At 46.5% G+C, this 25,033-nt stretch carries 22 protein-coding genes; 12 read left to right on the top strand and 10 right to left on the bottom strand.

Features of this window, described 5'->3' with window-relative positions:
* Window positions 1-251: 251 nt before the first annotated feature.
* Both DWX68_RS11085 and DWX68_RS11090 read right to left on the bottom strand, forming a co-directional pair.
* Entirely contained in the window at window positions 252-491 is a 240-nt protein-coding gene (locus tag DWX68_RS11085; RefSeq protein ID WP_107001055.1) for a hypothetical protein, read from the bottom strand.
* Window positions 492-549: 58 nt separating this feature from the next.
* Entirely contained in the window at window positions 550-1,053 is a 504-nt protein-coding gene (locus tag DWX68_RS11090) for a GNAT family N-acetyltransferase (protein WP_107001054.1), read from the bottom strand.
* A gap of 336 nt (window positions 1,054-1,389) precedes the next feature.
* Here DWX68_RS11090 and DWX68_RS11095 point away from each other — a divergent pair, with 336 nt between their 5' ends.
* The gene (locus tag DWX68_RS11095; RefSeq protein ID WP_002578301.1) at window positions 1,390-1,626 is read left to right on the top strand and encodes a DUF6061 family protein; all 237 of its coding nucleotides are present in this window, start codon (window positions 1,390-1,392) and stop codon (window positions 1,624-1,626) included.
* A 133-nt stretch (window positions 1,627-1,759) separates the two neighbouring features.
* Here DWX68_RS11095 and DWX68_RS11100 read toward each other — a convergent pair whose 3' ends face one another.
* The 7 genes from DWX68_RS11100 to DWX68_RS11130 all read right to left on the bottom strand — a co-directional run bounded on the left by DWX68_RS11100 (window position 1,760) and on the right by DWX68_RS11130 (window position 7,110).
* Entirely contained in the window at window positions 1,760-3,079 is a 1,320-nt protein-coding gene (locus tag DWX68_RS11100) for an MATE family efflux transporter (protein ID WP_118629501.1), read from the bottom strand.
* The gene (locus DWX68_RS11105) at window positions 3,069-3,527 is read right to left on the bottom strand and encodes a MarR family transcriptional regulator (protein WP_118629503.1); all 459 of its coding nucleotides are present in this window, start codon (window positions 3,525-3,527) and stop codon (window positions 3,069-3,071) included. The genes DWX68_RS11100 and DWX68_RS11105 overlap by 11 nt, the downstream gene beginning before the upstream one ends.
* Before the next feature lie 155 nt (window positions 3,528-3,682).
* Window positions 3,683-4,387 carry a DUF6040 family protein gene (locus DWX68_RS11110; protein WP_021369328.1) on the bottom strand — a complete coding sequence of 235 codons (705 nt, stop codon included), beginning with the start codon at window positions 4,385-4,387 and terminating at the stop codon, window positions 3,683-3,685.
* A complete protein-coding gene (locus DWX68_RS11115) occupies window positions 4,371-6,092 on the bottom strand; it encodes a MobA/MobL family protein (protein ID WP_117535163.1) in 1,722 nt (573 codons plus the stop codon). The genes DWX68_RS11110 and DWX68_RS11115 overlap by 17 nt, the downstream gene beginning before the upstream one ends.
* On the bottom strand, window positions 6,068-6,421 hold the full coding sequence (locus DWX68_RS15130; protein WP_058692446.1) for a hypothetical protein: 354 nt from the start codon (window positions 6,419-6,421) through the stop codon (window positions 6,068-6,070). The genes DWX68_RS11115 and DWX68_RS15130 overlap by 25 nt, the downstream gene beginning before the upstream one ends.
* Entirely contained in the window at window positions 6,421-6,735 is a 315-nt protein-coding gene (locus DWX68_RS11125; protein WP_002578306.1) for a DUF3847 domain-containing protein, read from the bottom strand. The genes DWX68_RS15130 and DWX68_RS11125 overlap by 1 nt, the downstream gene beginning before the upstream one ends.
* Before the next feature lie 144 nt (window positions 6,736-6,879).
* Complete coding sequence (locus tag DWX68_RS11130) at window positions 6,880-7,110, bottom strand: helix-turn-helix domain-containing protein (protein WP_002578307.1); 231 nt, start codon at window positions 7,108-7,110, stop codon at window positions 6,880-6,882.
* A gap of 175 nt (window positions 7,111-7,285) precedes the next feature.
* Here DWX68_RS11130 and DWX68_RS11135 point away from each other — a divergent pair, with 175 nt between their 5' ends.
* From DWX68_RS11135 to ftsH, 3 genes are all read left to right on the top strand, one after another.
* Complete coding sequence (locus tag DWX68_RS11135) at window positions 7,286-7,915, top strand: helix-turn-helix transcriptional regulator (protein WP_009243739.1); 630 nt, start codon at window positions 7,286-7,288, stop codon at window positions 7,913-7,915.
* A gap of 160 nt (window positions 7,916-8,075) precedes the next feature.
* The gene (locus DWX68_RS11140; RefSeq protein WP_009321335.1) at window positions 8,076-9,371 is read left to right on the top strand and encodes a tyrosine-type recombinase/integrase; all 1,296 of its coding nucleotides are present in this window, start codon (window positions 8,076-8,078) and stop codon (window positions 9,369-9,371) included.
* A gap of 646 nt (window positions 9,372-10,017) precedes the next feature.
* Entirely contained in the window at window positions 10,018-12,135 is a 2,118-nt protein-coding gene (ftsH, locus tag DWX68_RS11145) for an ATP-dependent zinc metalloprotease FtsH (RefSeq protein WP_118629505.1), read from the top strand.
* Window positions 12,136-12,332: 197 nt separating this feature from the next.
* Here the strand turns inward: ftsH and DWX68_RS11150 are convergent, their stop codons facing one another.
* Window positions 12,333-13,811: a DUF1846 domain-containing protein gene (locus DWX68_RS11150; RefSeq protein WP_022359314.1), complete on the bottom strand. Its 1,479-nt coding sequence runs from the start codon at window positions 13,809-13,811 to the stop codon at window positions 12,333-12,335.
* Between the two features lie 730 nt (window positions 13,812-14,541).
* Here DWX68_RS11150 and DWX68_RS11160 point away from each other — a divergent pair.
* The 8 genes from DWX68_RS11160 to DWX68_RS11195 all read left to right on the top strand — a co-directional run bounded on the left by DWX68_RS11160 (window position 14,542) and on the right by DWX68_RS11195 (window position 24,965).
* Window positions 14,542-15,135 carry a DUF1653 domain-containing protein gene (locus DWX68_RS11160; RefSeq protein ID WP_118629507.1) on the top strand — a complete coding sequence of 198 codons (594 nt, stop codon included), beginning with the start codon at window positions 14,542-14,544 and terminating at the stop codon, window positions 15,133-15,135.
* Window positions 15,136-15,247: 112 nt separating this feature from the next.
* Window positions 15,248-17,125 carry an excinuclease ABC subunit UvrC gene (gene uvrC / locus DWX68_RS11165; protein WP_118629509.1) on the top strand — a complete coding sequence of 626 codons (1,878 nt, stop codon included), beginning with the start codon at window positions 15,248-15,250 and terminating at the stop codon, window positions 17,123-17,125.
* A gap of 40 nt (window positions 17,126-17,165) precedes the next feature.
* Window positions 17,166-18,092 carry an HPr(Ser) kinase/phosphatase gene (gene hprK, locus DWX68_RS11170; RefSeq protein WP_022359298.1) on the top strand — a complete coding sequence of 309 codons (927 nt, stop codon included), beginning with the start codon at window positions 17,166-17,168 and terminating at the stop codon, window positions 18,090-18,092.
* 92 nt (window positions 18,093-18,184) lie between these two features.
* Complete coding sequence (gene murB, locus DWX68_RS11175) at window positions 18,185-19,099, top strand: UDP-N-acetylmuramate dehydrogenase (protein ID WP_118629511.1); 915 nt, start codon at window positions 18,185-18,187, stop codon at window positions 19,097-19,099.
* Window positions 19,100-19,139: 40 nt separating this feature from the next.
* Entirely contained in the window at window positions 19,140-20,015 is an 876-nt protein-coding gene (gene rapZ, locus DWX68_RS11180) for an RNase adapter RapZ (RefSeq protein WP_022359300.1), read from the top strand.
* Between the two features lie 16 nt (window positions 20,016-20,031).
* Window positions 20,032-20,988, top strand: coding sequence for a DNA-binding protein WhiA (gene whiA, locus DWX68_RS11185; protein ID WP_118629513.1), 957 nt, complete (start codon window positions 20,032-20,034; stop codon window positions 20,986-20,988).
* A 113-nt stretch (window positions 20,989-21,101) separates the two neighbouring features.
* Window positions 21,102-21,356, top strand: coding sequence for an HPr family phosphocarrier protein (locus tag DWX68_RS11190; RefSeq protein ID WP_107001048.1), 255 nt, complete (start codon window positions 21,102-21,104; stop codon window positions 21,354-21,356).
* 132 nt (window positions 21,357-21,488) lie between these two features.
* Complete coding sequence (locus DWX68_RS11195) at window positions 21,489-24,965, top strand: DNA polymerase III subunit alpha (protein WP_118629515.1); 3,477 nt, start codon at window positions 21,489-21,491, stop codon at window positions 24,963-24,965.
* Window positions 24,966-25,033: the final 68 nt, after the last annotated feature.

A 25,033-nucleotide genomic window follows, 5' to 3' on the forward strand; every position in this document is an offset into this window, starting at 1 on the left:
ATCATAGATCAAAAATGATAGAATGTTTTTTTGAAACTCCCTTTTTACAAAAGTGTGTCTGATGCATACTAACTCATAATTATACGAAACACCACACTTTTATTCGTTTTCTATTCATTTCCGGCTAATGGGTATTCATTTTTACTCTAAGTTATCATGCAATTTATTTAGAATGGAATTTTTGAAAGAGCCAGCACCTTGAATGGGCTGACTCTTTCAATGTCACCTGTAATTGACAAACTGGAATTGTTCTACTTCTTTATCTTTTTAATATCCTGATACAGCCCATATCCCAGAAACAGGATTCCAATAATAAACGCAATACCAGCCGCTATTGCTAAAAAAGGACCTACATATTCAAGACCTGCTGCAAATAAAGTGGCATTCCACGAAGCTACTCCACTCATAAATATCGCAGCAGAAATATATCGTGCAGAAATTAAAACTGCTGACATGAAACAGAAAATAGCACCTACAATTTTGTTTTCCATTTAAATCACCTCCAAATTCCGATTTTTCGTTCTCTGTGACTTCCCAATAAACGGGAATTTATCGTTTTATTCTGGTATAAAACTCTTTTTCATCTTGGTGATGAATATAGGCCCCATTTTTAATCTGCACACGCAAAGATGCCATATTATCCCTATGAACAGACATATATATTTCGTCTTCTTTAATAATGTGCCAGGCTTTTTCGATTGTCAATCTCAACCCTTCCGAGGCGTATCCCTTGCCTCTGAATTCTTTCTTTATTCCATATCCTATATGGCCTCCTCCGTTTGCAAGTGCAGGAGTAAGGTAATGACGCACGCGAAATAATCCTACTATTTTCTCATCATCCCATAAGAAAAAATCCGTTTCTGGAACCCATCCATCAGCCAGATCAATTCCCTTTTCAGCATTAATATAACCAGGTAATATTTTTATTTCAAATTCCTTTCTTGAACATCCAGATGCAAAATTCGTAAATCCATTTTCATTGGAAGGGGTATTAGTAATAAATTCGTATTCCTTTTCAATATCTTCCAAATTAGCTGATTTTAAGTACAACATAAAAAGCTGCTTCCTCCTATTTTTCTCAAAGAGTTCGGTCAATTCCGATTGAGATTTCACCTGTTTTAAGAAATTTAATAACTGTTATATTTTATTATTAAATTCTTCGCAACCCCTTGAAAACACTGGATTTGTCGCAGGTGAGCTTTCCCTTATTATTTCCCTTGTGTTATATCGTCCCATCAGTGTTTATGCACTCTGATAAGGGCAAATACAAGGGCAAGAAAAATCTATAAGACAGTATAACACAAAATAAAAGTGACATGGTGAACTGATTGAAATGCTTCTTAATTTTTGCTACTACTGATTGATTAAATGATAAGGAGATGGGATACGATGAGAACAATATTTGCAGAATACAATCCACAGTGCAACAGCATTGATGTATATACTAATACGGGCTATATACTCCGTATTGATTGTTGGGAAGCAGAAAAAAATTTAAGAACCACACCTGGATCTGATTGTGCTTTGACATCGCTTGCAATCGATGAGCCATTAGAATATGCAAGGTTATATCTTGATGGGAATTTACAGATGTGGGTAGATGCTGAAGATTCATTAGAGTTATGATTATTCCAATCAAAATCTACTAGAATTTATTAAAAATTAGCTTCATAATTTTAAAAGGACAGCCCTATTGCTATGAGGCTGTCCTTAAAAATACAATAGATAAACCTAGATTATTCTTGCTACTATCTGATTGTTAAATTTTCTGTATTCCATATTGCAAATCTCCCTTTTCGCAATATTTTATTAGTATGAATGCCAGAATCGCTGAAAAAACACGTGCCAATACCGTACTCCACCATATCATAATCTGTCCACCAAATAAAGGTGGTAAAACAAGCATAAATATCAGCATCAATACTGGTTCAATGAATGTAAGAATGTATGACAATCCACTTTTTTCAGTAGCATAAAATCCAGCTGTCGCTATTCTGGTAATCGCAACAAATGGTAATGACACTAAAAATATAGGTACAATTTTAGAAATCTCAATACTTACTTCATAAGAAGCTCCGAAAACCCCTCCAATATTTGCTCTGTTTACATACATGATAATTCCACCACAAACAGCAAGAATTATTGCAAAAATGTATGCCATTCTCTGAACTCCTCTCAGGCTTTCTTGATCCTTCTCACCATAAAAACGGCTCATTAAAGGTTGACTTCCATCACCTACGCCCTGCAATATGAGATATATGATACAGATAATATAGGATACACATGCATAAGTTGCAATAGCTTTTTCTCCCCCATAAGAAGCGGAGAATCGGTTTATAAACACCAATGAAATATTAGGAGTCAATGCTAGCCCAAATGGTGCAAGACCTACTCTGAATATAGCGCCACACATTTCTTTTACATTTTTTAAGGATACATACACATAAAACTTTTTATTATATAATGCGTATATGATTGTAATTGCTGCAGTCACACCCTGTCCGGCTATTGTAGCTGTGGCTGCACCTTTCATGCCCATTTCATATATCCATACAAAGATAAAATCCAGAACAATATTGGTTATGAATCCACCAACCATCGCAAACATTGACCAGAAAGAGTTTCCATAATTTCTAATGAATGGCATCATTCCAGTTCCAAGAATCTGCAATATTGCTCCAAGTGCTATAATTTTGATATAATCTGTCGCATTTGTTAATATAATTCCATCTGCTCCAAGCAATCCTAAAATTTTAGACGAAAAGGAGTAAATAATTATGGTACTGATAACACTTACTATTACAAGAAGCCACCAGCTTGTAGCAATAAATTCTTCTGCCCGTTTTCCTTTCTTTTCTGCTGCATTAATTGAGTAATAAACAGCTCCTCCCATACCAATTCCTGTTCCAAGAGCCTGAATCAAAGCCTCAATCGGATATGCAATATTAATAGCAGAAAGTCCAGCATCTCCTATGGTATTGCCTACAAAATATCCATCCACTATCGCATATATTCCTGATAATGCAAATGCTATAATAGATGGAATAACATATTTAAAAAATAATGATTTATGATTCATTTTTCTTACAATCTCCTTCCTTGAAAAGTCTGATAAACAGCTCTGTATTATCATTAAGACTTTCTATATTCTCTAATCCCATTTTTTCGATTACATATATTTCTTTTGAGTGCAGTTTTTCTATGATATCTTTCGTATATTCCATTCCTGATTCTGTGAGGCATATCAGCTTATTTCTCTTGTCTGAATCATCAGATACCATATTGATGTATCCTTTTTTCTGAAAATCTTTTAGTATCGTATTTACCGTTTGCTTAGGTATATTCCATTTTTCACTTATCATTTTCTGCGTGCATCTTCCATTACTTTCATAAAATGAATGCAAAGCAAAAACTTCATTTGAAGACAGTCCCTGATCCTTTGACCATTCCTTATACATTGCTGTACATTCTTTCCATAAAGCATAATATCGTTGCAACTGTATTATCATATTATTATCTTTTCTCATCTTTTTCCTCCTTAAATTAGTACGAATCCGGACTTTTATATTATAGTCCGAGTTCGTACTAATTGTCAAGATTTATTTATATACTTTTTCTTTATATAAACAATCAATAGTCCCTTACTAAGGACAGGAAGATTATGAAATTTCCCTGTCCTCTTTTAATAATATCCTCGTTCTTCCATCCAGTCTTTCACATAACATCTGATTCCAATATAAATAATATGCGACAGTAATAGCAATACAATAAGATTTATCGGATTAGCGTTTTTAATCCATTCTCCAAAGTAAATTACAACAGCTGTACTCGTTATCGCTACCACGATACTGATGATATCCCAACAATATTTCCGGTAGATTTTTCCTACCTGATAACCAATCCCGATTATCAGCCACCCGGTTATTACGAATAAAATTGCCATGACAGTACCGGCAATCAGCCAGTACACAATCCCGGAAAGAATACTGTTAGGTATTCCACTGCTTAACTGTCCGAAAGAGTCTGCACCTGTCACAAACTCCCGAAATAAACTTCCCATTCCTTTTCCTAACGCACCGAAAAAGACGATACAGTCGTTAAGGAAAACCGGCGAAAGAATCGCAGTAAACAGTGTTGTTGTTATGCTGTACCATGCCAGTAGAAACAAGATACTTTCATAACCAATCGTCATATTTTTATATTTCTTTTCTAACTGGCTTTTACGGCTATCGCATTTTTCTTTTGCTTTCCGGTAAGCAGTACGGTCACATTTTTCACATTTCTCATAAGGCACTTTTTTCTCAACAGCTACCTCTACCGTCTTTTGGTGTGTCTGTGCATAAAGTTTTTCCTGCTCTGCTTTTTCATACTTAAATTTCCATGCCACGGCTTCTGCGTCGGCTCTTTTCCTGCTGTCTGTCTCGCTGGTCAATCGTTCCTCTGTTTGCCTTAATCTTGTCCGCAATGCTTCGATATTCTCGGCTCTGTTTTCGCTGTTCAATTTCTCGTTCAAGGTCAGCGATTCGCTTAGCTGCCTGTTTAGTTCCTGGATTGTCTGGTCTTTCTGATCCAGTTCGTCCTGCATCTGTTCGGTCATCAGCAGAAGTTCTTCCACCTGCCCGACGTTCTCTAAGTTTCTGCATTCGCTCATCGATCTCCCTCGCTTTCTCTATCTGCTGTTTAAGGTCAGCAATTCGCTGTTCTGTTTCTGCAATAAGCTGTTCTCGTTGTTCAGCTTCTGCGTTAATTCCTGCCATTGCTGATTCTCGTTTTCCAACTGTTCGATTCTGGTTTTCTGTTGCTCGATCTGTGAGAGCAGTTCTTCTGTATCTGGCAAAAGATTTAGCAGCCTGGATAATTCGCTGTTTAAGCTTTTTAAACTCTGGTTCTGCTCCTGAAAAGACAGGAGCTGCCTGTCCCGTTCCTGCAATTCCTGTACCATCTCTGCCATAAGATTCTGCTGTTCCTCGATCTGGTTTATCATTGTCTCCATCATGGGAATGACTTCCCGGCTTTCTTCTAATGTCACGCAATCGCTCCTTCCATTGTGTTAATGCACTGGATACTTTTCCAAAAGAAATCTGTATTTTATCCAGCAGTGCATTTTGTCTTTTTATGATCTGGTTTTCCTCTACTTTCCATGAAGTAGAGGATGTCTGTCCGTTTTGAAATTTCTCGTCAATTTTTCTGGCATCTGCGCCCTCATGGATCGTCGGTATCTCTAATTTTCCCTGCCTTGCATAAGAACGATGGTCAATGTGATTTTCCGTTTTCAAATGTGCATTACAGACGTTTGCCCATTCGCTCCGCCATAGCTCACAATTTTTCGGATTGTTCCACCCGGTAGCATCGGTTAATACACGTTTCCACTGTTTGCGGTTCCTTGTCCCGACTTTCTGGACTCCATTTTCATCAAGTACGGGGATTCGGATTCCATGACGGTCAGGGTTCTTTTTATCCTGCCACCAGTCCGGATGGGATTCATCCACCACAATATTTCCATTTTCATCTCTGACAAACTCCCAATCCTTGATTTCTTTGTTACCCCATGAGTGGTCTGAATTGAATGGTCGCATCGTCACCAGTAAATGCACATGGGGATTACCATCTCCTTTATCGTGGATACTCCAATCCGCACACATTCCCTTATCTACAAAGGTCTTTTGAATATATTCAGTTGTATAATCAATCTGTTCCTGTCGGCTCCATTCTTTCGGAAGTGAGAACTCAAATGACCTGCCGAGTTGTGCATCTGAACTTTTTTCTATCCTCAAGACTTCATTCCATAAACGCTGCTTCTGAAAAGTAAGTTTGAATTTTTCCAGTGCAGCATTTTGGTTATCTGCCCTTTTATATCGGACAGATTTCTGGAACCGTCTGATATTTTCAGCAGGTACATTCTGCCATTCCTGTGGTGCATTTTCACACATCAGCAGGCTGGTATAAACGACTTCTTTTTTTGAAGTATAGTAGCTGATCCTGCCTGTTTCTTCATTTTTCATCACATCGCCATTGAGATAAGCAGACGCCGATATGATGGATTTTCCTTTGCTGCGTCCAACAATCTTTACTGTATAATGAAAAATCGCCATGCTCCGTTTCCCCCATTCTGCCGTATCCGGCTTTGATTTCCGGCAGGTAACGTTTTTCCTAAAAGAAAATGGTATCTGCCGGAGCACCCTCTGCGTAAGAGTGCCCTGTGCATAACAGCCTGCATGGAATGTGCCCCTCTGGCGAAGAGTGCCTCCTGCGGCATGAGCAGGTCTGGCTGAAAGCCCCGCCGACGGAACGAGCCCGGCAAGCGTAAGCGCAGACCGGTTGCCACCTGTGGCAAACTTATACGGACGACCTCTGGTTGTCCATAAGTGCGCCCTTCATAAAAAAGCAATGAAGGGAATGGAAACTCCACTCCCTCCGGCATTACACTTCCTCCGTATTTGCAACTGGCTCTTTCTGCATTGCCTTTGAGAAGAATTTCCCATTTGCTTCCTGCCTTTTTAAGAAGCCGATCAGCTTTGGGATATCATCTTCCTCAATCGCAGAACCCAGTACCGATTCCACTGCACCGCCAATCTGGCAGAGCCTGTGTGTCCGTTTTTTGGTTTCCACATCTTTCTGACGTTTCTTCAGTTCCCGTTTCTGTGCTGCATACTGTTTTGCTTTCTCAAGGCTTTCCTGTTCTTTCTTTTCCAACTGGAGCATACGCTCCTCATAACTCTTTGTTGATCTTGCCATAAATATCATCGTCCTTTCTTTTTTTCCAAACATAAGTTTCCTGTTGTCTGTCAGACGAAGTACATGGTATAATCTGCTTGCGTGTAGGTATATCATGACTCCGGTCTGATAGAACCTTTGGCGGTTTCTTCGGGAACCGCTTTTTTAAGTTGAACCGTTTCTTGTGACTGCTTTCACATTTCCCTTATCCCTCAAGTCCCTGCCCTCGTTGGCTTCCATAAAAAGTTCCAGCATATCCGTTTTGATCAGGACTTTTCTCCCAACCTTCAATACCGGAAGTTTCTTCCACTCTACCAACTTTCGCAGGGTGTTCCTGCCAATTCCCGTATAATCAGCAGCTTCCTCAATAGATAAGGCAATCTTTCTTTGCGTCATATGACCACCTCCTTTCGAATTGCATTATGCAATTTCATTTGTGCTGTCAGTATAGCGTGTTTATATTGCTTTGTCAAGCATTATGAAATTTTTCTGCTTTTCTTAAAATTGCATATTGCAATATATTTTGTTGCGTGGTATAGTAATGACATACCGAAAAAGGAGGCACATCAGCATGAAAGATAAAGAACTACGCAAGCTGATTGGCAGCAGGGCAAAACAGCGCCGTCTGGAATTAAATCTGACACAGCCTTATGTCGCAGAGAAGATGGGAGTTACCGCTTCCACAATCCTGCGTTATGAGAATGGTTCGATTGACAATACCAAAAAGATGGTACTGGAAGGTCTTTCGGAAGCACTTCATGTATCGATTGAATGGCTCAAAGGGGAAACCGATGAATATGAAACTGATATTACGGATAAGAAAGAATTGCAGATTCGTGATGCGATGGGCGACATTCTCAAACAGTTTCCTCTTGACCTCAATAAAACAGAAGACGCTTTTTCTAAAGACTTACTGCTGTTAATGTTAAAGCAATATGAACTGTTTCTGGATTCGTTTCAGTTCGCCTGTAAAAATTACAAAGGCAGTACCAAAGATGCGGACATTGCCAAAGTAATGGGATTTGAATCGAAAGATGAATATAATGAGATTATGTTTCTCAGGGAGATCACACATACTGTCAACGCATTTAATGATATGGCAGATGTTGTAAGGCTCTATTCAAAGAAACCGGAAGCGGCAGAACAAAGGCTTGCAAATCTTTTATCCGAAGTTATGTATGACGATTCTGAATCGGTATAGTAAGATAATCGGAGTTATGATACAATGAGCGCAAGCGAGTCAAGCTGTTTACAGATTTGACGAGCGGCGAATTGGCTTATGGACTTGTCCATAAGATGCCTACACGCAAGAAGCATTTCAGCAGTTCCGATTGTCTGATATCGAAAGGAGACATACGATTATGGCAAAAGGATCTGTTAGAAAAAAAGGAAAAAAATGGTACTATCGTTTCTATGTAGAAGATGCAAGCGGTAAAATGGTTCAGAAAGAATACGCCGGAACCGAAAGTAAAAGTGAGACGGAAAAGCTTCTCCGCAAGGCACTGGAAGACTACGAAGATAAGAAGTTTGTTGCAAAGGCAGATAATCTTACCGTAGGGGAACTTCTGGATATGTGGGCAGAAGAAGAACTGAAAACTGGGACACTCAGCAACGGTACAGTGGAAAATTATCTTGGTGCAATCCGATGTATCAAAAAACACCCGATTGCAGACCGCAAACTGAAAACAGTTACTGCCGAACATTTACAGGCATTTCTTGATCTGCTTACATTCGGTGGTGAGTTTCCAGACGGGAAAGTAAAAAAGGGATACAGCAAAGATTATATCCATTCTTTTTCCGCAGTGTTACAGCAGTCATTCCGTTTTGCAGTATTTCCAAAACAGTTAATCAGTTTCAATCCGATGCAGTATATTAAGCTGAAAAAGCAGGCAGAGGAAGTTGACCTCTTTTCCGATGATGAAGTGGAAGAAGGTACACAGCCGATTTCACATGAGGATTATGAACGGCTTATCCAATATCTGGAAAAGAAAAATCCACCTGCTATTCTTCCGATTCAAATTGCGTATTATGCCGGGCTCCGTATCGGGGAAACCTGTGGTCTTACATGGCAGGACATTAACCTTGAGGAACAATGCCTGACCATAAAACGCAGTATCCGCTACGACGGCATGAAACACAAAAATATTATCGGACCAACGAAACGGAAAAAAGTAAGGATTGTTGATTTTGGAGATACGCTGACTGAAATACTGAAAGCTGCCAGAAAAGAACAGCTCAAAAACCGGATGCAGTATGGCGAATTATATCACCGCAATTACTACAAAGAAGTGCATGTGAAAAACAGGGTATATTATGAATACTATCATCTTGACGGAACACAGGAAGTCCCGACAGATTACAAAGAAATCTCCTTTGTCTGCCTGCGACCAGATGGCTCTTTGGAACTGCCGAGTACACTCAGCATTGTATGCAGATCAGTGGCAAAGAAGCTGGAAGGATTTGAAGATTTCCATTTTCACCAGTTGCGTCACACTTATACCAGCAATCTGCTTTCCAATGGAGCTGCACCGAAAGATGTACAGGAACTGTTAGGACACTCTGATGTCAGTACCACAATGAATATTTACGCTCACTCAACAAGAAAAGCAAAACGGGATTCCGCAAGACTTCTTGATAAAGTAGCGAGCAATGCTTAACTAAAAATTTCCCTTATTTCCCTTGCGGATTCCGCATAAGGGCAAAAATAAGGGAAAATACATATCATTTCACTATTTAATGGGCTGAAAAGCCTGTAAAATAAGGAAAGTTCAGGAAATCTCTCCACAAATCCCGATTTGTATAACAGTAGTCTAACACACGTTGTTTAAAAATACTACAGCCAAGCCAATGTCTGTAATTTGCCCTAAAATTTCATTTTATGGAATTTGGACTACTTGATTTTCTAATTGCATACGCAATTCGTGAAATGTATCATTATACTGTTGATACATCAGACACACAAATGTAAATAGGGACTTTTTAAAAAGCAATTTTTCGAATAACTGTGACGAGGTAACTGTATCGGGAAGAGATACACAGAGGATGATTTTGATGGCATTTCATATATGCAGAGAAAACACCTATATTTTATAAGGAGTTCACAAGTTTTTAATATTTTCACTTCTTGATTTATAGGCAATCTGCCACTATAATGGATAAGAGTACGCAGAAATTTGCGCGCTGATGGGGAAGAAAAGCGGGTCTGAAGCCGGATGAGAAGCAGATGCGGCAGATTTAGAGGGCTTTTGAGTAACCTGATGTGACAGATTCCGGATGTACAGTGACACAGAATGGAGAAAGTGTATGGATAATAAGGGAAACCAGAATAAAAATGGAAAAAATCCCCGCGGTCAGAATTATGCAGTGCTGATCATGACGATGCTGTTTACGCTTCTCTGCGTGGCGATGATGCACAACCTCTGGCAGGGCAGCCGCACGCACAAGATGCCGTACAGCGAGTTTAATCAGATGCTTAAGGATCACGAGGTAGAATCGGTTGTGATTGGCAATGGAAAGATTCAGATCACGCCGAAGGAAGATTCGAAGAAATATGGCGGCAGCCAGGGCAAATACGGAAATCTGGTAGGAATGGAGTACTACACGATTCCGATCAACGATCCGGATTTAGAAAAGAAGCTGGATGAAGCTGGTGTTACGACCTATGAACAGGCAGAAGTGGACGCGACAGGCAGTATTATCATGCTTCTGCTTGAGTGGGTGCTTCCGATTGCAGCGATGTTCGTCATTTTCAATATGATGATGAAGCGCATGGGCGGCGGAGGCGGCATCATGGGTGTCGGCAAGAGCAATGCCAAAGTATATGTACAGAAAGAAACCGGCGTTACGTTCAAGGATGTGGCAGGCGAGGATGAGGCGAAGGAGTCTCTGACGGAGATTGTTGATTTCCTGCATAACCCGGGAAAATATACGAAGATTGGTGCGAAACTGCCAAAGGGTGCGCTGTTAGTCGGACCGCCAGGAACCGGTAAAACACTTCTTGCCAAGGCAGTAGCTGGAGAGGCGAAGGTTCCGTTTTTCTCTCTGTCCGGTTCGGATTTTGTGGAAATGTTTGTCGGCGTCGGCGCATCCCGTGTGCGTGACCTGTTCAAGCAGGCGCAGCAGTCGGCTCCGTGTATCATTTTCATCGATGAGGTGGATGCGATCGGTAAAAGCCGAGATTCGCGTCTGGGCGGCAACGATGAACGTGAGCAGACGTTAAACCAGCTCCTTTCAGAGATGGATGGATTTGATTCCTCCAAGGGTCTTCTCGTAATGGCGGCGACGAACCGCCCGGAGATTCTGGATCCGGCGCTGCTTCGTCCGGGACGTTTTGACCGCCGGATTATCGTGGATAAGCCGGATTTAAAGGGGCGTGTGCAGATTTTAAAGGTACATTCCAAGGATGTAAAACTGGATGAGACGGTTGATTTCGAGGAGATCGCGCTGGCGACATCCGGCGCTGTAGGTGCGGATCTTGCCAATATGATGAACGAGGCGGCGATCACAGCCGTTAAGAATGGCAGGAAAGCCGTTTCCCAGAAGGATTTATTTGAGGCAGTTGAGCTGGTTCTGGTTGGCAAAGAGAAGAAAGACCGCATCCTGAGCCAGGAAGAGCGCCGGATTGTTTCGTATCATGAGGTTGGTCATGCGCTGGTCAGCGCCCTGCAGAAGGATTCGGAGCCGGTACAGAAGATCACGATTGTGCCGCGTACCATGGGTGCGCTCGGCTATGTCATGCAGGTGCCGGAGGAAGAGAAGTACTTAAATACTGAGAAGGAAATCCGCGCGATGCTGGTCGGATTTTTAGGCGGACGTGCGGCTGAGGAGATCGTTTTTGATACGGTAACGACAGGTGCGTCAAATGATATTGAAAAAGCAACCCGGATCGCGCGTGCGATGGTAACCCAGTACGGTATGTCCAAGAAGTTCGGTCTGATGGGACTGGAAAGCCAGGAAAATCAGTACCTGAACGGGAGAACCGTCCTGAATTGCAGTGATATGACAGCGGCAGAGATTGACAAGGAAGTCATGCATATTTTGAAGGTTTCTTATGAGGAGGCGAAACGCCTGCTGAGTGAAAACCGCGAGGCGCTTGATAAGATTGCGGCGTTCCTGATTGAGAAAGAGACGATCACCGGTAAAGAGTTCATGAAGATTTTCCATGAGGTAAAGGGAATCCCGGAGCTGGAGGAAAAGAAACAGGAAGGCGAGAGCCGGATTGAGATGCCGGAGGCTGCGAAGACAGGCGATGAGGTTCAGCCGATAAAGACTGCGGAAGAAACGAACGCGGAAGACCCACAGAACCAGCAGAATCTGGAAGCAAAACTGGCGGATGAAGCACCGGAATCGGCAGAAGCTGTAGCAGCAGAGAGTCCAAATGAGGATGAGATGCGCGGTGGAAGCTCGTTCGACCGGAAATAAAAGTGATGTATAGCATAAAAGAAATATTTATACAGTAAATAGAACGGCTGTATTTCAGCAATGTGAATTCATATATTGAAAAATCTATGAGTACACATTGCTGAGATACAGCCGTTATTTATTTTGCCATAGGAAACTTCGTCCTATGACAAAAAAGCGCTCCGCGGCACATTCTTTTTTATATGGGATTATTTCAATTATTGGTACAGGCGGTTATGCTCATATACCGGCTCGGAGGTCAGTTCGATGCCGAGACGTTTGAAGGTCTTGATATCAACCTCCGACAGCATGACGGAAGTGTGAACCTGGCAGCCACGCAGCTTTTCAAGCTGTTCCAGGGCGATCTGCGCGTGTTTGTTGGTAGCGGCGCACATGGACAGCGCGATCAGAACTTCATCGGTGTGGAGACGTGGGTTGCGGCTTCCGAGGTACTCGACTTTCAGCTTCTGGATCGGCTCGATCGCGATCGGGGAGATCAGGTGCTCATCGTGCGGAATATTGCCAAGTACCTTGACAGCATTTAGAAGCAGGGCAGCGGAAGCGCCGAGCAGGTTGGTTGTCTTTCCGGTAGCGATGGTTCCGTCCGGAAGTTCGATGGCAGCAGCCGGAGCACCGGTTTCTTCGGCGCGTTTCAGGGCAGCCGGAACAACCTTGCGCATATCGGTGGTCAGTTTTGCCTGCTTCATCAGAAGTTCGATCTTATAAACTTCCTCTTTGCCGACATCCTCTTTGACAACGCGGTTTAATGCCTGATAGTAGCGGCGCAGGATTTCCTGACGGGATGCTTCGCAGCAGGCTTCGTCGTCAATGATGCAGTTTCCTGCCATGTTGACGCCCATATCAGTCGGGGATTTGTACGGGTTCTCGCCGTAGATTCCCTCGAAAATAGCGCTCAGAACCGGGAAAATCTCGATGTCACGGTTGTAGTTGACCGTTGTCACACCATAAGCCTCCAGATGGAACGGATCGATCATGTTGACATCGTTTAAGTCAGCGGTCGCTGCCTCGTATGCCAGGTTGACCGGGTGCTTTAACGGGATATTCCAGATCGGGAAGGTCTCAAATTTGGCATATCCAGCCTTGACGCCGCGTTTGTTCTCGTGGTAGAGCTGGGAAAGGCAGGTTGCCATTTTTCCGCTTCCCGGTCCCGGCGCGGTGACAACAACGAGTGGACGTTTGGTTTCAATGTAATCATTTTTACCATAACCTTCATCGCTGACGATCAGCGGAACATTGCCCGGATAACCGTCGATGGTGTAGTGGCGGTAAACCTTGATGCCCATGGATTCGAGCTTGTGTTTGAAGACATCCGCAGTGTTCTGCCCGGAATAGTGGGTGATTACAACGCTTCCAACATAGAGTCCCTTGTCGGTAAAGGATTGAATCAGACGGAGTACGTCTACGTCGTAAGTAATGCCGAGGTCGGAACGTACTTTGTTTTTCTCGATATCCGCAGCACTGATGACGATGACGATCTCCGCCTGATCCGCTAACTGCAGAAGCATCCGTAGCTTGCTGTCAGGTGCAAAGCCCGGAAGAACCCGGGATGCGTGGTAGTCATCGAACAGTTTTCCGCCAAATTCGAGGTAGAGCTTATCACCGAACTGGTTGATACGCTCACGGATATGTTCCGACTGCATTTTCAGGTACTTGTTGTTGTCAAAACCGATTTTCATCTAATCCTCCGTTCTTAGTTTCGTCCCGCACAGAATACCGGTATCGCGGTGGGGGCAGGTTCCGGTTTCTATCTGGTGGGATGAAAATCATATGTTTGTATGGATGATTGCGCCGCCAGGTCACAGTCCATGTCCGGCACAGACTGCCATTCGCAGTTGTTTATGTCGATGCTCTTTGTGTGAAATGAACGCAGCACAGCAGACCGCAAAGAATCACAATTAGTACTATTATCCTACAAAAAAGTCTATTTGAGTAGAGGGAAAATAAAAAAATTTTAAAATCGGAAAAATGACGGATTTGGTTTTCGGAAATGTAATATTTTCTGGCGAAAATTTTTGTGTACAGGCGATGGGGATGGAGGAAAGAAAATCTGGATGTAAATTGATAAAAAACAGAAAAGAGCATACAAAATGTGATATAATGAGCGCAGAAGAAAAGAATGCGGCTGCGAAGCAGACATATTCTTTTCTTGCGCCATTAACGAACGAACAGCCATGCGAAGCAGGGCGGTGGAGCGCGATAGCGCGGGTTCGTGAGTGGACGGGTGAGAATACGTTCTTATGATATAATGAGCGCAAGTGAGCCAGAAAGCTGCTTGCAGATTTAAGGCGAACGGCGAATGGCGAATGGCGATCACGATAGCTGCGTCAGCAGCGGTAAGCATCGAAGATGCGAATCGTGATATAATGTGAACACGTAGCGAGATGTTTTAAGGAGGTATCAGCATTCATGCGGGAAATTCCAAAGCCGGGCGAGCGGTACCGGCATTTTAAAAATAAAGAATATCAGATTCTGGCGGTGGCAACCCACTCGGAAACGGGGGAAAAGATGGTTGTCTATCAGGCGCTCTATGGAGAATATGGCGTCTGGGTTAGACCGCTTTCTATGTTTATGGAAGAGGTAGATCGGATAAAATATCCGGAGGCGGCGCAGAGATACCGGTTTGAGCGGATTGCGGCGGGTCCGTGGGAAAATTCGAAACAGCAGGAAATAAGGACAACCAGAACGACTCATGTCGTAAATGAAGGTGTACGCCGTTCGAAAATGGCTGACGCAGCCACTCATTCCTGGGACACACCGCAGGAGGAACCGGAGCTGCATCCGCTTGTGGCAGAATTTCTAGATCAGGAAACGACCGAGGGCAGGCTGGAAGTGCTCCAGAGAATGAGCGGCAAGGTGGCCAAGCGGGATCTCGACAGTCTCTGCTTCTGTCTGGATATGAATCCGGTCGGTGGAAGCGTGGAGGAAGAGCTGGACGCGATCCGTCAGTGCATCCGGATGCAGCAGAGGTACGATGCACCGCGCCTGCGGTATGGAAAGTGAGCGGCTGTCTGGCAGAAGAGTCTGGGTGACTGTTCACGGGTAGGCACTTTTGGAACCGAAAGTGCCGTAAGAAAACGTGGTGGCAGCAGATTAGAAAACAGGATGGTTTGAGATGTTTCAAATAGAAGAAGAACTGAAAAAACTGCCGGGGCAGCCGGGTGTTTATATTATGCACGATGCGAAGGACGCGATCATCTATGTCGGCAAGGCGATCAGCCTGAAAAACCGAGTCCGTCAATATTTCCAGAGCAGCCGGGATAAGACGGCGAAGATCAAGCAGATGGTCTCGAAGATAGCACGTTTTGAGTATATCGTGACGGATTCGGAGCTGGAAGCGCTGGTGCTGGAGTGCAACCTGATCAAAGAGCACCGCCCACGCTACAATACGATGCTCAAGGATGACAAGACGTACCCGTACATCAAGGTGACGGCTTCGGAGGAGTACCCGCGGATCTTGTTTTCACGCCAGATGAAAAAGGATAAAAATAAGTATTTTGGTCCTTTTACGAGCGCGGGAGCAGTCAAAGACACAATCGAGCTGATTCGGAAGATATACCGGATCCGGGCGTGCAGCCGGAAGCTGCCGCAGGATATGGGAAAGGACCGTCCGTGCCTTTATTACCATATTCACCAGTGCGACGCGCCATGTCAGGGGTATATTTCACAGGCAGATTATCAGAAATCGGTGAAGCAGGCGGTCGGGTTTTTAAATGGACAGTATGAGCCGGTCATGAAATATCTGGAAGAAAAGATGAGGACGGCGTCCGAGACGATGGAGTTTGAGAAGGCGATTGAGTACCGGGATCTGCTTGACAGTGTCAGAAAGGTGGCGCAGAAGCAGAAGATTACGAGCCAGAGCATGGAAGATCGGGATATTATCGCGATGGCGAAGGATGAGCGCGATGCGGTTGTGCAGGTGTTTTTCGTGCGCGATGGCAAGCTTATTGGGCGGGAACATTTCCATATGAATCTGACCGGCTCGGAGAGCAAGGCAGAAATCTTAAACAGCTTCGTCAAACAGTTTTACGCGGGAACGCCGTTTGTGCCGCATGAGATCTGGGTGCAGGAGGAGTTAGAGGACGCGGAGGTTATCGCCAGCTTCCTGACGGCGCGCCGGGGACAGAAGGTGCGCTTTGTCGTGCCAAAGATGGGCGAGAAAGAGCGGCTGGTCGAGCTGGCAGAGAAGAATGCGAAGATGGTGCTCTCCCAGGATAAGGAGAAGATCAAGCGCGAGGAGCTCCGGACGATCGGGGCGATGAATCAGATTGGCTCGTGGATCGGGCTTTCGGGAATCAAGCGGGTAGAAGCCTACGATATTTCCAATATCAGCGGTTTTGAGTCGGTCGGTTCGATGATTGTCTACGAAAATGGACGTCCGAAACGCAATGATTACCGCAAATTCCGTATCCGGACGGTTCAGGGACCGAACGATTACGCTTCGATGCGCGAGGTGCTGCTGCGGCGGTTTTCCCATGGTCTGGAGGAGACGAAGAAAATGCAAGCCGAGGGCGGCGATCTGGCGATGGGAAGTTTTACGCGTTTTCCAGATCTGCTGATGATGGATGGCGGACGCGGACAGGTTAATATCGCGCTGGAGGTATTAAGAGAGCTTCAGCTGGAAATCCCGGTCTGTGGCATGGTAAAGGATGATAACCACCGGACGAGGGGATTGTATTATCAGAATGTGGAAATTCCAATCGATCGCCATTCGGAAGGATTTCAGCTGATCACCCGGATTCAGGACGAGGCGCACCGGTTTGCGATCGAGTACCACCGGAGTCTCCGGGGCAAGGAGCAGGTGCGCTCCGTGCTGGATGATATCAAGGGCATCGGACCAGCGCGCCGTAAGTCTCTGATGCGGATGTTCAAGACGATCGAAGCAGTCCGGGAGGCGAGCGTGGAGGAGCTGGAAGCTGCGCCACAGATGAACCGGGCAGCCGCTGAGGCAGTCTATATATTTTTCCGTGATGACAAGCAGGGGAAGATGTGATAGGATGTAGACAATAGTAAAAATAAAAGGAGACAAAAGTATGGGTGGAGTGACGATAACAGAACTGATCGATAAGATGGGGCTTCGCAATATGACGCCGGAGCTGGAGACGGACAATGTTATGCTGGTGCATGCGGATGTGAACCGTCCGGCATTGCAGCTGACTGGATTTTTCGACCATTTTGACAAGGACCGTGTGCAGATCATCGGTTATGTGGAAAATGCGTACATCTCGACCCTGACTCCGCAGCGCCGCCGGGAAATGTTTGACAAACTGCTGTCTTCGGGTATACCATGTCTGGTATATAGCCGCGGCATGGCACCGGAGGAGGAAGTGCTGGAGCTGTGTAACCATTATGGGGTTCCGTGCATGGTATCGGAGAAGACGACTTCGGATCTGATGGCGGAGATCATCCGCTGGCTGAACGTCAAGATGGCGCCGATGATCAGCATTCACGGCGTACTGGTCGATGTATTTGGCGAGGGTGTCCTGATTATGGGCGAGAGCGGTATCGGCAAGAGTGAGGCAGCGCTGGAACTGATTAAGCGTGGTCACCGTCTCGTCAGCGATGATGTGGTCGAGATCCGCCGCGTCAGCGACGAAACCCTGATCGGTTCGGCTCCGGATATTACCCGTCATTTCATCGAGCTTCGCGGTATCGGCATTATTGATGTCAAGACGCTGTTCGGTGTAGAGAGCGTAAAGGATACACAGTCGATTGACATGGTAATCAAGCTGGAAGAGTGGGATAAGGACAAGGAGTATGACCGCCTTGGCATGGAAGATCAGTATACCGAGTTCCTTGGCAACAAGATTGTCTGCCATTCGATCCCGATCCGTCCGGGACGTAATCTGGCGATCATCGTAGAGTCGGCGGCGGTCAACTACCGTACCAAGAAGATGGGATATAATGCGGCGAAAGAACTGTACAAGCGGGTACAGGCGAACCTGGCAAGAAGAGATTAATGGAACCACGCAGTCAGATTCGTGTGATTTAGTGCGGAAATCCTGATTTGCAGGGGATGAAGCCGTTATGAAATGAATAAAGGAAAATAGATATGTCTAATTTTTATCAGAAACTTTGTGATGCCATCGGCGCTGCTTCCGTGCGGGAGCGGGAGCCGATGAGCGCACATACGACCTTTCGGGCTGGTGGACCAGCCCGCTATTTTGTGATCCCGGAGGGCGAAAAAGAACTGGCGGCAGTGCTGACGGCGTGCCGGGAGGCAGAGGAAGCGTATTACATATTAGGAAATGGAAGCAATCTGCTTGTCAGTGATGCGGGCTATCCGGGCGTGATGATCCTTCTGGGAAGCCAGTTTACAGAGGTGGTCTGTCCGGAGGGAGAACCGGGCGTCTATGAGCTGGGCGCCGGTGTGCTGCTTTCGCGTGCCGCCAGGGAGGCGCAGAAAGATGGAATGACCGGATTTGAGTTTGCAGCCGGGATTCCTGGAACCGTGGGCGGCGCGGCGGTCATGAATGCGGGCGCTTACGGCGGAGAATTAAAGGATGTGCTGGAATCTGTGCGCGTGATGACGCCGGGCGGAGAGGTAAAAGAGCTTAAAACGGAAGAACTGGATCTGGGTTACCGTCACAGCTGCATCCCGGAGCGCGGATATATCGTTTTATCGGCGCGGATCTGTCTGAAGAAAGGTGATCCGGAAGCGATCAGGGTGCGGATGGATGAACTGGCAGCCAAACGGCGGGAAAAACAGCCGCTGGAATATCCGAGTGCCGGAAGCACATTCAAGCGCCCTGAGGGCTATTTCGCCGGAAAATTGATCGAAGATGCCGGACTTCGCGGCTATCAGGAGGGCGGCGCACAGGTGTCGGAGAAACACTGTGGTTTCGTTATCAACCGCGACCATGCGACGGCTTCGGACATCGCGGGGCTGTGCGGGACGGTGCAGAAGCGCGTGTATGAGCAGTTTGGGGTGAAACTGGAGACGGAAGTAAAGATGCTGGGCTTTTAAGATATTAAAATATATAGAGTATGGACAAGGGAGGAACAACATGCGGCTTGTGATCGTAACCGGTATGTCGGGAGCCGGAAAGACGGCGGCACTGAAAATGCTGGAGGATATGGGATTTTACTGTGTCGATAATCTCCCGATCCCGTTGGTGGGAAAATTTGCGGAGCTGGTGCAGAGCAGCAGCGGAGAAGTAAGCTGTGCAGCGTTGGGAATCGATGTCCGCAGCGGCGACGAGCTGGCACAGCTGGAGGGAACGCTGAATGACTGGAATAACATCCAGTTTCCGTATGAGATCCTGTTTCTGGATGCCAGCGACGAGGTGCTGATCAAGCGATATAAGGAAACGCGCCGTTCCCATCCGCTGGCAGGAAAAGAGCGGCTGGACCGCGGTATTGCGAAAGAGCGCCTGAAACTCGATTTTCTGAAAAAGCGGGCGGACTATATTCTGGACACCAGCACGCTTCTGACGCGGGAGCTCAAGGCGGAACTGGAACGGATTTTTATGGGGCGTGAGCGCTTTTCCAGCCTCTTTGTGACGATCTTAAGCTTTGGCTTTAAATATGGGATTCCGTCGGATGCGGATCTGGTGTTTGACGTCCGTTTTCTGCCGAATCCTTATTATGATGAGAATTTAAGAAGCCATACCGGCAATGAGAAGGCAGTGCAGGACTTTGTGCGCCGCGGCGGGACGGCAGATGTATTTTTGGATAAACTCTATGACATGATTGACTTCCTGTTTCCGTACTATGTAAAAGAAGGAAAGAATCAGCTTGTCATAGCCGTAGGATGTACCGGTGGAAAGCACCGTTCGGTTACGGTGGCGAACCGGCTCTATGAGCGCCTCAAGGAGCACTCGGAAATAGGGCTTAAACTGGAACATCGGGACATAGAGATGGATAACCGGACAAAAGGGTAAACGGAGGTAGAGGACTTTGTCATTTTCAGCCCGGGTAAAGGAAGAACTGTCGCATCAGCTGAGCAAGGCGAGACACTGCCAGATTGCAGAGCTGGCGGCGATTTTGGGCCTTTGCGGCAGGATTCATATCGATGAAGAGGATCATTTCAGCATACGGATCCACACGGAAAACGTAGCGGTTGCACGAAAATACTTTACATTATTGAAAAATACATTTAATATTAAGGCGGACATTTCGATCCGTCGCAATGCATTTTTAAAAAAGAGTCGTTCTTATACGCTTCTGGTGCGCGATCACGAGAATGCACTCCGGGTGCTGGAGGCGGTCAAGATGGTGGATGCGCAGGGAAATGTCGGGGAAAACCTTTCAGTGGTGCGGAATCTGGTGATTCAGAATGCGTGCTGCAAGAAGGCATTTATACGGGGCGCTTTTCTGGCAGCCGGATCCTTAAGCGATCCGGAGAAATTTTATCATTTTGAGATCGTATGTGCGTCGCTTGAAAAGGCGGTGCAGCTTCAGAATGTGATTCTGACATTCGACATCGATGCGAAAATAGTTGTCAGAAAGAAGTATTATGTGGTATATATAAAAGAAGGCAGTCAGATTGTGGAACTTCTGGGACTGATGGAAGCGCATGTGGCATTGATGGAGCTGGAAAATATCCGGATCCTGAAAGAAATGCGAAACAGCGTCAACCGCCAGGTCAACTGCGAGACTGCCAATATCAATAAGACTGTTTCGGCAGCAGTCAAGCAGCTTGCGGATATCACATACATCCGTGATACGGTCGGGCTGGATTACTTGCCGGAGCTTCTTTCAGAGGTAGCACAGGTTCGTCTGGAGATGCCGGATGCGACTTTGAAGGAATTAGGAGAGAATCTGAGCCATCCAGTTGGAAAATCGGGGGTCAATCACAGGCTCAGAAAGATAAGTGCAGTAGCTGAAAGCCTCCGCGAAGAGCGGGGCGAGTAAAGTTAGGTTATTATTCACAGGCAGGAATTTTCCGAATGGAAGATTCCTTGCGATACAATAGTGGCAGCGGATTTTGCCGTTTTTTTCGAGCGAGGCTCGATGAGGAGGATATTATGACAAGTAAGGAAATCAGAATTGGTTTGAGTTCAGGTCTGGAGGCACGTCCGGCGGCGATGCTGGTGCAGGTGGCAAGCCAGTATGAGAGCAGTATCTATGTGGAAAGCGAAGAAAAACGCGTCAATGCAAAGAGCATCATGGGCATGATGACGCTGGGATTGGCAGAAGGCGCGCACGTAAAAGTAACGGCTGATGGCAGCGACGAGGAGAGTGCGATCGAGGGAATTGAGAAATATCTGAGCAATCAGTAGAAATCCAGATTTCTGACCGTTTTTCGGAAAGAGACAGGGGACGCAACAGTTAAACAAGAGCTTTGATAGACGAGGGGGTGTCGTTTCGCGGGAAATGGCAGTCCCTTAAAAGATCTGAATGGGAGGAAAAAGGTGGCATTTACACATCTGCATGTGCATACAGAGTACAGTCTGCTTGACGCATCGAGTAAAATAAAAGAACTGACCGCCCGGGCGAAGGAACTGGGGATGGACAGTCTGGCGATTACCGACCACGGCGTCATGTACGGCGTGATCGATTTTTACCGGGCAGCCAGAGAAAATGGGATCAAGCCGATCATCGGCTGTGAGATCTATGTGGCGCCCGGATCGCGTTTTGACCGGGAGGCGGGAAGCGGTGAGGATCGCTATTATCATATGATTCTGCTGGCGGAAAATAATACCGGCTATCAGAATCTGATGAAGATCGTCTCCAAGGGCTTTGTCGAGGGATTTTATTATAAACCGCGTGTGGATGACGAGGTGCTGAGAACCTACCATGAAGGCATTATTGCACTCAGCGCGTGTCTGGCGGGCGAGATCCCGAGGTATTTGTCGAGAGGCATGTATGAGGAAGCGTGCAAGTCGGCGCAGAAATACCGCGATATCTTTGGACCGGACAATTTCTTTCTGGAATTGCAGGATCATGGCATCCCGGCGCAGCGGACGGTCAACCAGGGCTTGATGCGGATGAGCCAGGAACTGCAGATTCCGCTGGTGGCGACGAACGACTGCCACTATATTTATAAAGAAGATGTGGAATCGCACGATATTTTGCTCTGTATCCAGACGGGCAAAAAAGTCATGGACGAGAACCGGATGCGCTATGAGGGCGGGCAGTTCTATGTCAAATCCGAGGAGGAGATGCGTGCGCTGTTTCCGTATGCCCAGGAAGCACTTGACAACACGCACAAGATCGCCGAGAGATGCAATGTCGAGATCGAGTTTGGCGTGACGAAGCTGCCGCAGTATGATGTCCCGGACGGATATACGTCCTGGGAATATCTGCAGAAGCTCTGCGGGGAGGGCTTTCACAAGCGCTACCCGAACGACGATGGGACGCTGCGGGAGCGCCTGAGGTATGAGCTGGACGTTATCCATTCGATGGGATATGTCGATTATTTCCTGATTGTGTGGGATTTTATCCATTTTGCAAAATCAAACGGTATCATGGTCGGTCCGGGACGTGGTTCGGCAGCGGGCAGTATCGTCGCGTACAGTCTGGAGATCACGGACATCGACCCGATCCGCTATCAGCTGATTTTCGAGCGTTTCCTGAATCCGGAACGAGTTTCCATGCCTGATATCGACGTCGATTTCTGTTTCGAACGGCGTCAGGAGGTGATCGACTATGTCGTGCGGAAATACGGAAAAGACCGCGTCGTGCAGATTGTTACCTTCGGTACGCTGGCGGCAAAGGGTGTCGTCCGCGACGTGGGGCGCGCGCTCGATATGCCGTATGCACAGTGTGATGCGATCGCAAAAATGATTCCGGGTGATCTCGGCATGACGCTAGACAAGGCGCTCAAAGCCAGTCCGGATCTGCGTGAGGCGTATGAGTCGGATGATTCGGTCAAATATCTGATCGACATGAGTAAACGTCTGGAGGGGCTGCCGAGACATACCTCCATGCATGCGGCGGGGGTTGTCATCAGCCGTGCGGCGGTCGATGAGTATGTGCCGTTGTCCAGGGCATCTGACGGTTCGATCACGACCCAGTTTACGATGACGACGCTGGAAGAGCTGGGACTTCTGAAAATGGATTTCCTGGGTCTTAGAACCCTGACGGTTATCCAGAATGCGGTTCGCCTGGTGGAGAAAACGACCGGAAAACCGCTTGATATAGATAAGATCGATTACAACGATAAAAAGGTGCTGGATTCGATTGGAACCGGCAAAAATGACGGTGTGTTCCAGCTGGAGAGTACCGGCATGAAAGGATTCATGAAAGAGTTAAAGCCGGAAAACCTGGAGGATCTGATCGCCGGTATTTCCCTGTATCGTCCGGGTCCGATGGATTTCATTCCACGTTATCTGAAAGGCAAAAATGACAAGGCTTCGATTGCCTATGAGTGCCCGCAGTTAGAACCGATTCTGGCGCCGACCTATGGCTGTATCGTCTATCAGGAGCAGGTTATGCAGATCGTGCGCGATCTGGCTGGCTATACCTGGGGACGAAGCGACCTGGTGCGCCGTGCGATGGCAAAGAAAAAAGCGGCAGTCATGGAGAAAGAACGCCAGAATTTCGTCTACGGCAATGCACAAGAGGGCGTAAAGGGCTGTATTGCGAATGGGATCGACGAGAAGACGGCGAACCATATTTACGATGAGATGATCGATTTTGCGAAATACGCCTTCAACAAGTCGCACGCGGCGGCGTATGCGGTTGTCTCCTACCAGACGGCATATCTGAAATATTACCATCCGGTCGAATTCATGGCGGCGCTGATGACCTCGGTCAAGGATAATGTTACGAAGGTATCGGAATATATCATGAGCTGCCGTCAGATGGGTATGAAGATCATGCCGCCGGATATCAATGAGGGCGAGGGCGGCTTCTCTGTTTCGGACGGCGCGATCCGCTATGGTTTATCGGCGATCAAGAGTATCGGTCAGTCGGTGGTGGATGAGATTGTGCGGGAGCGGACCGAACATGGAAAATTCCGCTCGCTGGAAGATTTCATTGACCGGATGTCGGGCAGGGAGGTCAACAAACGCACATTGGAAAGCTTTATCAAATCCGGTGCGATGGACGGGCTGCCGGGAACCCGCAAGCAGAAATGTATGGTCTGCGGTTCGATGGTCGATCAGAAGAATAAAGAGAAGAAAAACACGATGGAAGGGCAGATGTCACTCTTTGATTTTGCAGCGGAAGAGGACAAGAAGAGTTTTCAGATCACATTTCCGAATGTCGGAGAGTATTCGAGGGAAGAATATCTGGCATACGAGAAAGAAATGCTGGGCGTCTACGTCAGCGGGCATCCGCTGGAGGAATATATCGGCACCTGGGAGAAAAATGTGACGGCGAAGAGCTCCGATTTTGTTGTGGATGAGGAGACCGGTTCGGCGGTGATTCACGACGGCGCGTATGTGACGATCGGCGGAATGATCACCGAGAAAACGGTTAAGACGACCCGGAATAACAAAATGATGGCGTTCCTGACGGTGGAAGATCTGGCGGGAAGTGTGGAAGTGCTGGTATTCCCGAAGGATTATGAAAAACGGCGCGATATGCTGATCAAGGATGAAAAAGTCTTTATCCGCGGGCGCGCATCGGTCGGCGATGAGCCGGTCGGAAAACTGATCTGCGAGCAGATTATCCCATTTTCGCAGGTGCCGCGCGAGCTGTGGATTCAGTATGCGGACAAGGACGCGTATCTGGCGGGAGAGAAAGAACTTCTCGACCTCCTGAAAACAAGTGATGGAAATGACACCGTGATCATTTACCTGGGACGTGAGCGCGCGAAAAAGGTTCTGCCGCGCAACTGGAATGTGCGGGCAGGCGAGGCGCTGGTGACGACGCTCAGCGAGATGCTGGGCGAGAAGAACGTCAAGGTGGTGGAGAAGCCGCTGGGGAAGATTTCTTCATAAGTGTTAAAATTTGCATTGGACATTGAAAGCTTTGGTAACTGGGCACGTATGTGTGAACAGTAACACGC

This window comes from Clostridium sp. AF20-7 (assembly GCF_003479275.1).
GTDB classification, from domain to species: domain Bacteria; phylum Bacillota; class Clostridia; order Lachnospirales; family Lachnospiraceae; genus Otoolea; species Otoolea fessa.

Bases quoted from the DNA above. Each gene is read 5' to 3' on its own strand.
- DWX68_RS11085 (WP_107001055.1), bottom strand. From the start codon at position 491: ATGGAAAACAAAATTGTAGGTGCTATTTTCTGTTTCATGTCAGCAGTT.
- DWX68_RS11090 (WP_107001054.1), bottom strand. From the start codon at position 1,053: ATGTTGTACTTAAAATCAGCTAATTTGGAAGATATTGAAAAGGAATAC.
- DWX68_RS11095 (WP_002578301.1), top strand. From the start codon at position 1,390: ATGAGAACAATATTTGCAGAATACAATCCACAGTGCAACAGCATTGAT.
- DWX68_RS11100 (WP_118629501.1), bottom strand. From the start codon at position 3,079: ATGAATCATAAATCATTATTTTTTAAATATGTTATTCCATCTATTATA.
- DWX68_RS11105 (WP_118629503.1), bottom strand. From the start codon at position 3,527: ATGAGAAAAGATAATAATATGATAATACAGTTGCAACGATATTATGCT.
- DWX68_RS11115 (WP_117535163.1), bottom strand. From the start codon at position 6,092: ATGGCGATTTTTCATTATACAGTAAAGATTGTTGGACGCAGCAAAGGA.
- DWX68_RS15130 (WP_058692446.1), bottom strand. From the start codon at position 6,421: ATGCCGGAGGGAGTGGAGTTTCCATTCCCTTCATTGCTTTTTTATGAA.
- DWX68_RS11125 (WP_002578306.1), bottom strand. From the start codon at position 6,735: ATGGCAAGATCAACAAAGAGTTATGAGGAGCGTATGCTCCAGTTGGAA.
- DWX68_RS11130 (WP_002578307.1), bottom strand. From the start codon at position 7,110: ATGACGCAAAGAAAGATTGCCTTATCTATTGAGGAAGCTGCTGATTAT.
- DWX68_RS11135 (WP_009243739.1), top strand. From the start codon at position 7,286: ATGAAAGATAAAGAACTACGCAAGCTGATTGGCAGCAGGGCAAAACAG.
- DWX68_RS11140 (WP_009321335.1), top strand. From the start codon at position 8,076: ATGGCAAAAGGATCTGTTAGAAAAAAAGGAAAAAAATGGTACTATCGT.
- ftsH (WP_118629505.1), top strand. From the start codon at position 10,018: ATGGATAATAAGGGAAACCAGAATAAAAATGGAAAAAATCCCCGCGGT.
- DWX68_RS11150 (WP_022359314.1), bottom strand. From the start codon at position 13,811: ATGAAAATCGGTTTTGACAACAACAAGTACCTGAAAATGCAGTCGGAA.
- DWX68_RS11160 (WP_118629507.1), top strand. From the start codon at position 14,542: ATGCGGGAAATTCCAAAGCCGGGCGAGCGGTACCGGCATTTTAAAAAT.
- uvrC (WP_118629509.1), top strand. From the start codon at position 15,248: ATGTTTCAAATAGAAGAAGAACTGAAAAAACTGCCGGGGCAGCCGGGT.
- hprK (WP_022359298.1), top strand. From the start codon at position 17,166: ATGGGTGGAGTGACGATAACAGAACTGATCGATAAGATGGGGCTTCGC.
- murB (WP_118629511.1), top strand. From the start codon at position 18,185: ATGTCTAATTTTTATCAGAAACTTTGTGATGCCATCGGCGCTGCTTCC.
- rapZ (WP_022359300.1), top strand. From the start codon at position 19,140: ATGCGGCTTGTGATCGTAACCGGTATGTCGGGAGCCGGAAAGACGGCG.
- DWX68_RS11190 (WP_107001048.1), top strand. From the start codon at position 21,102: ATGACAAGTAAGGAAATCAGAATTGGTTTGAGTTCAGGTCTGGAGGCA.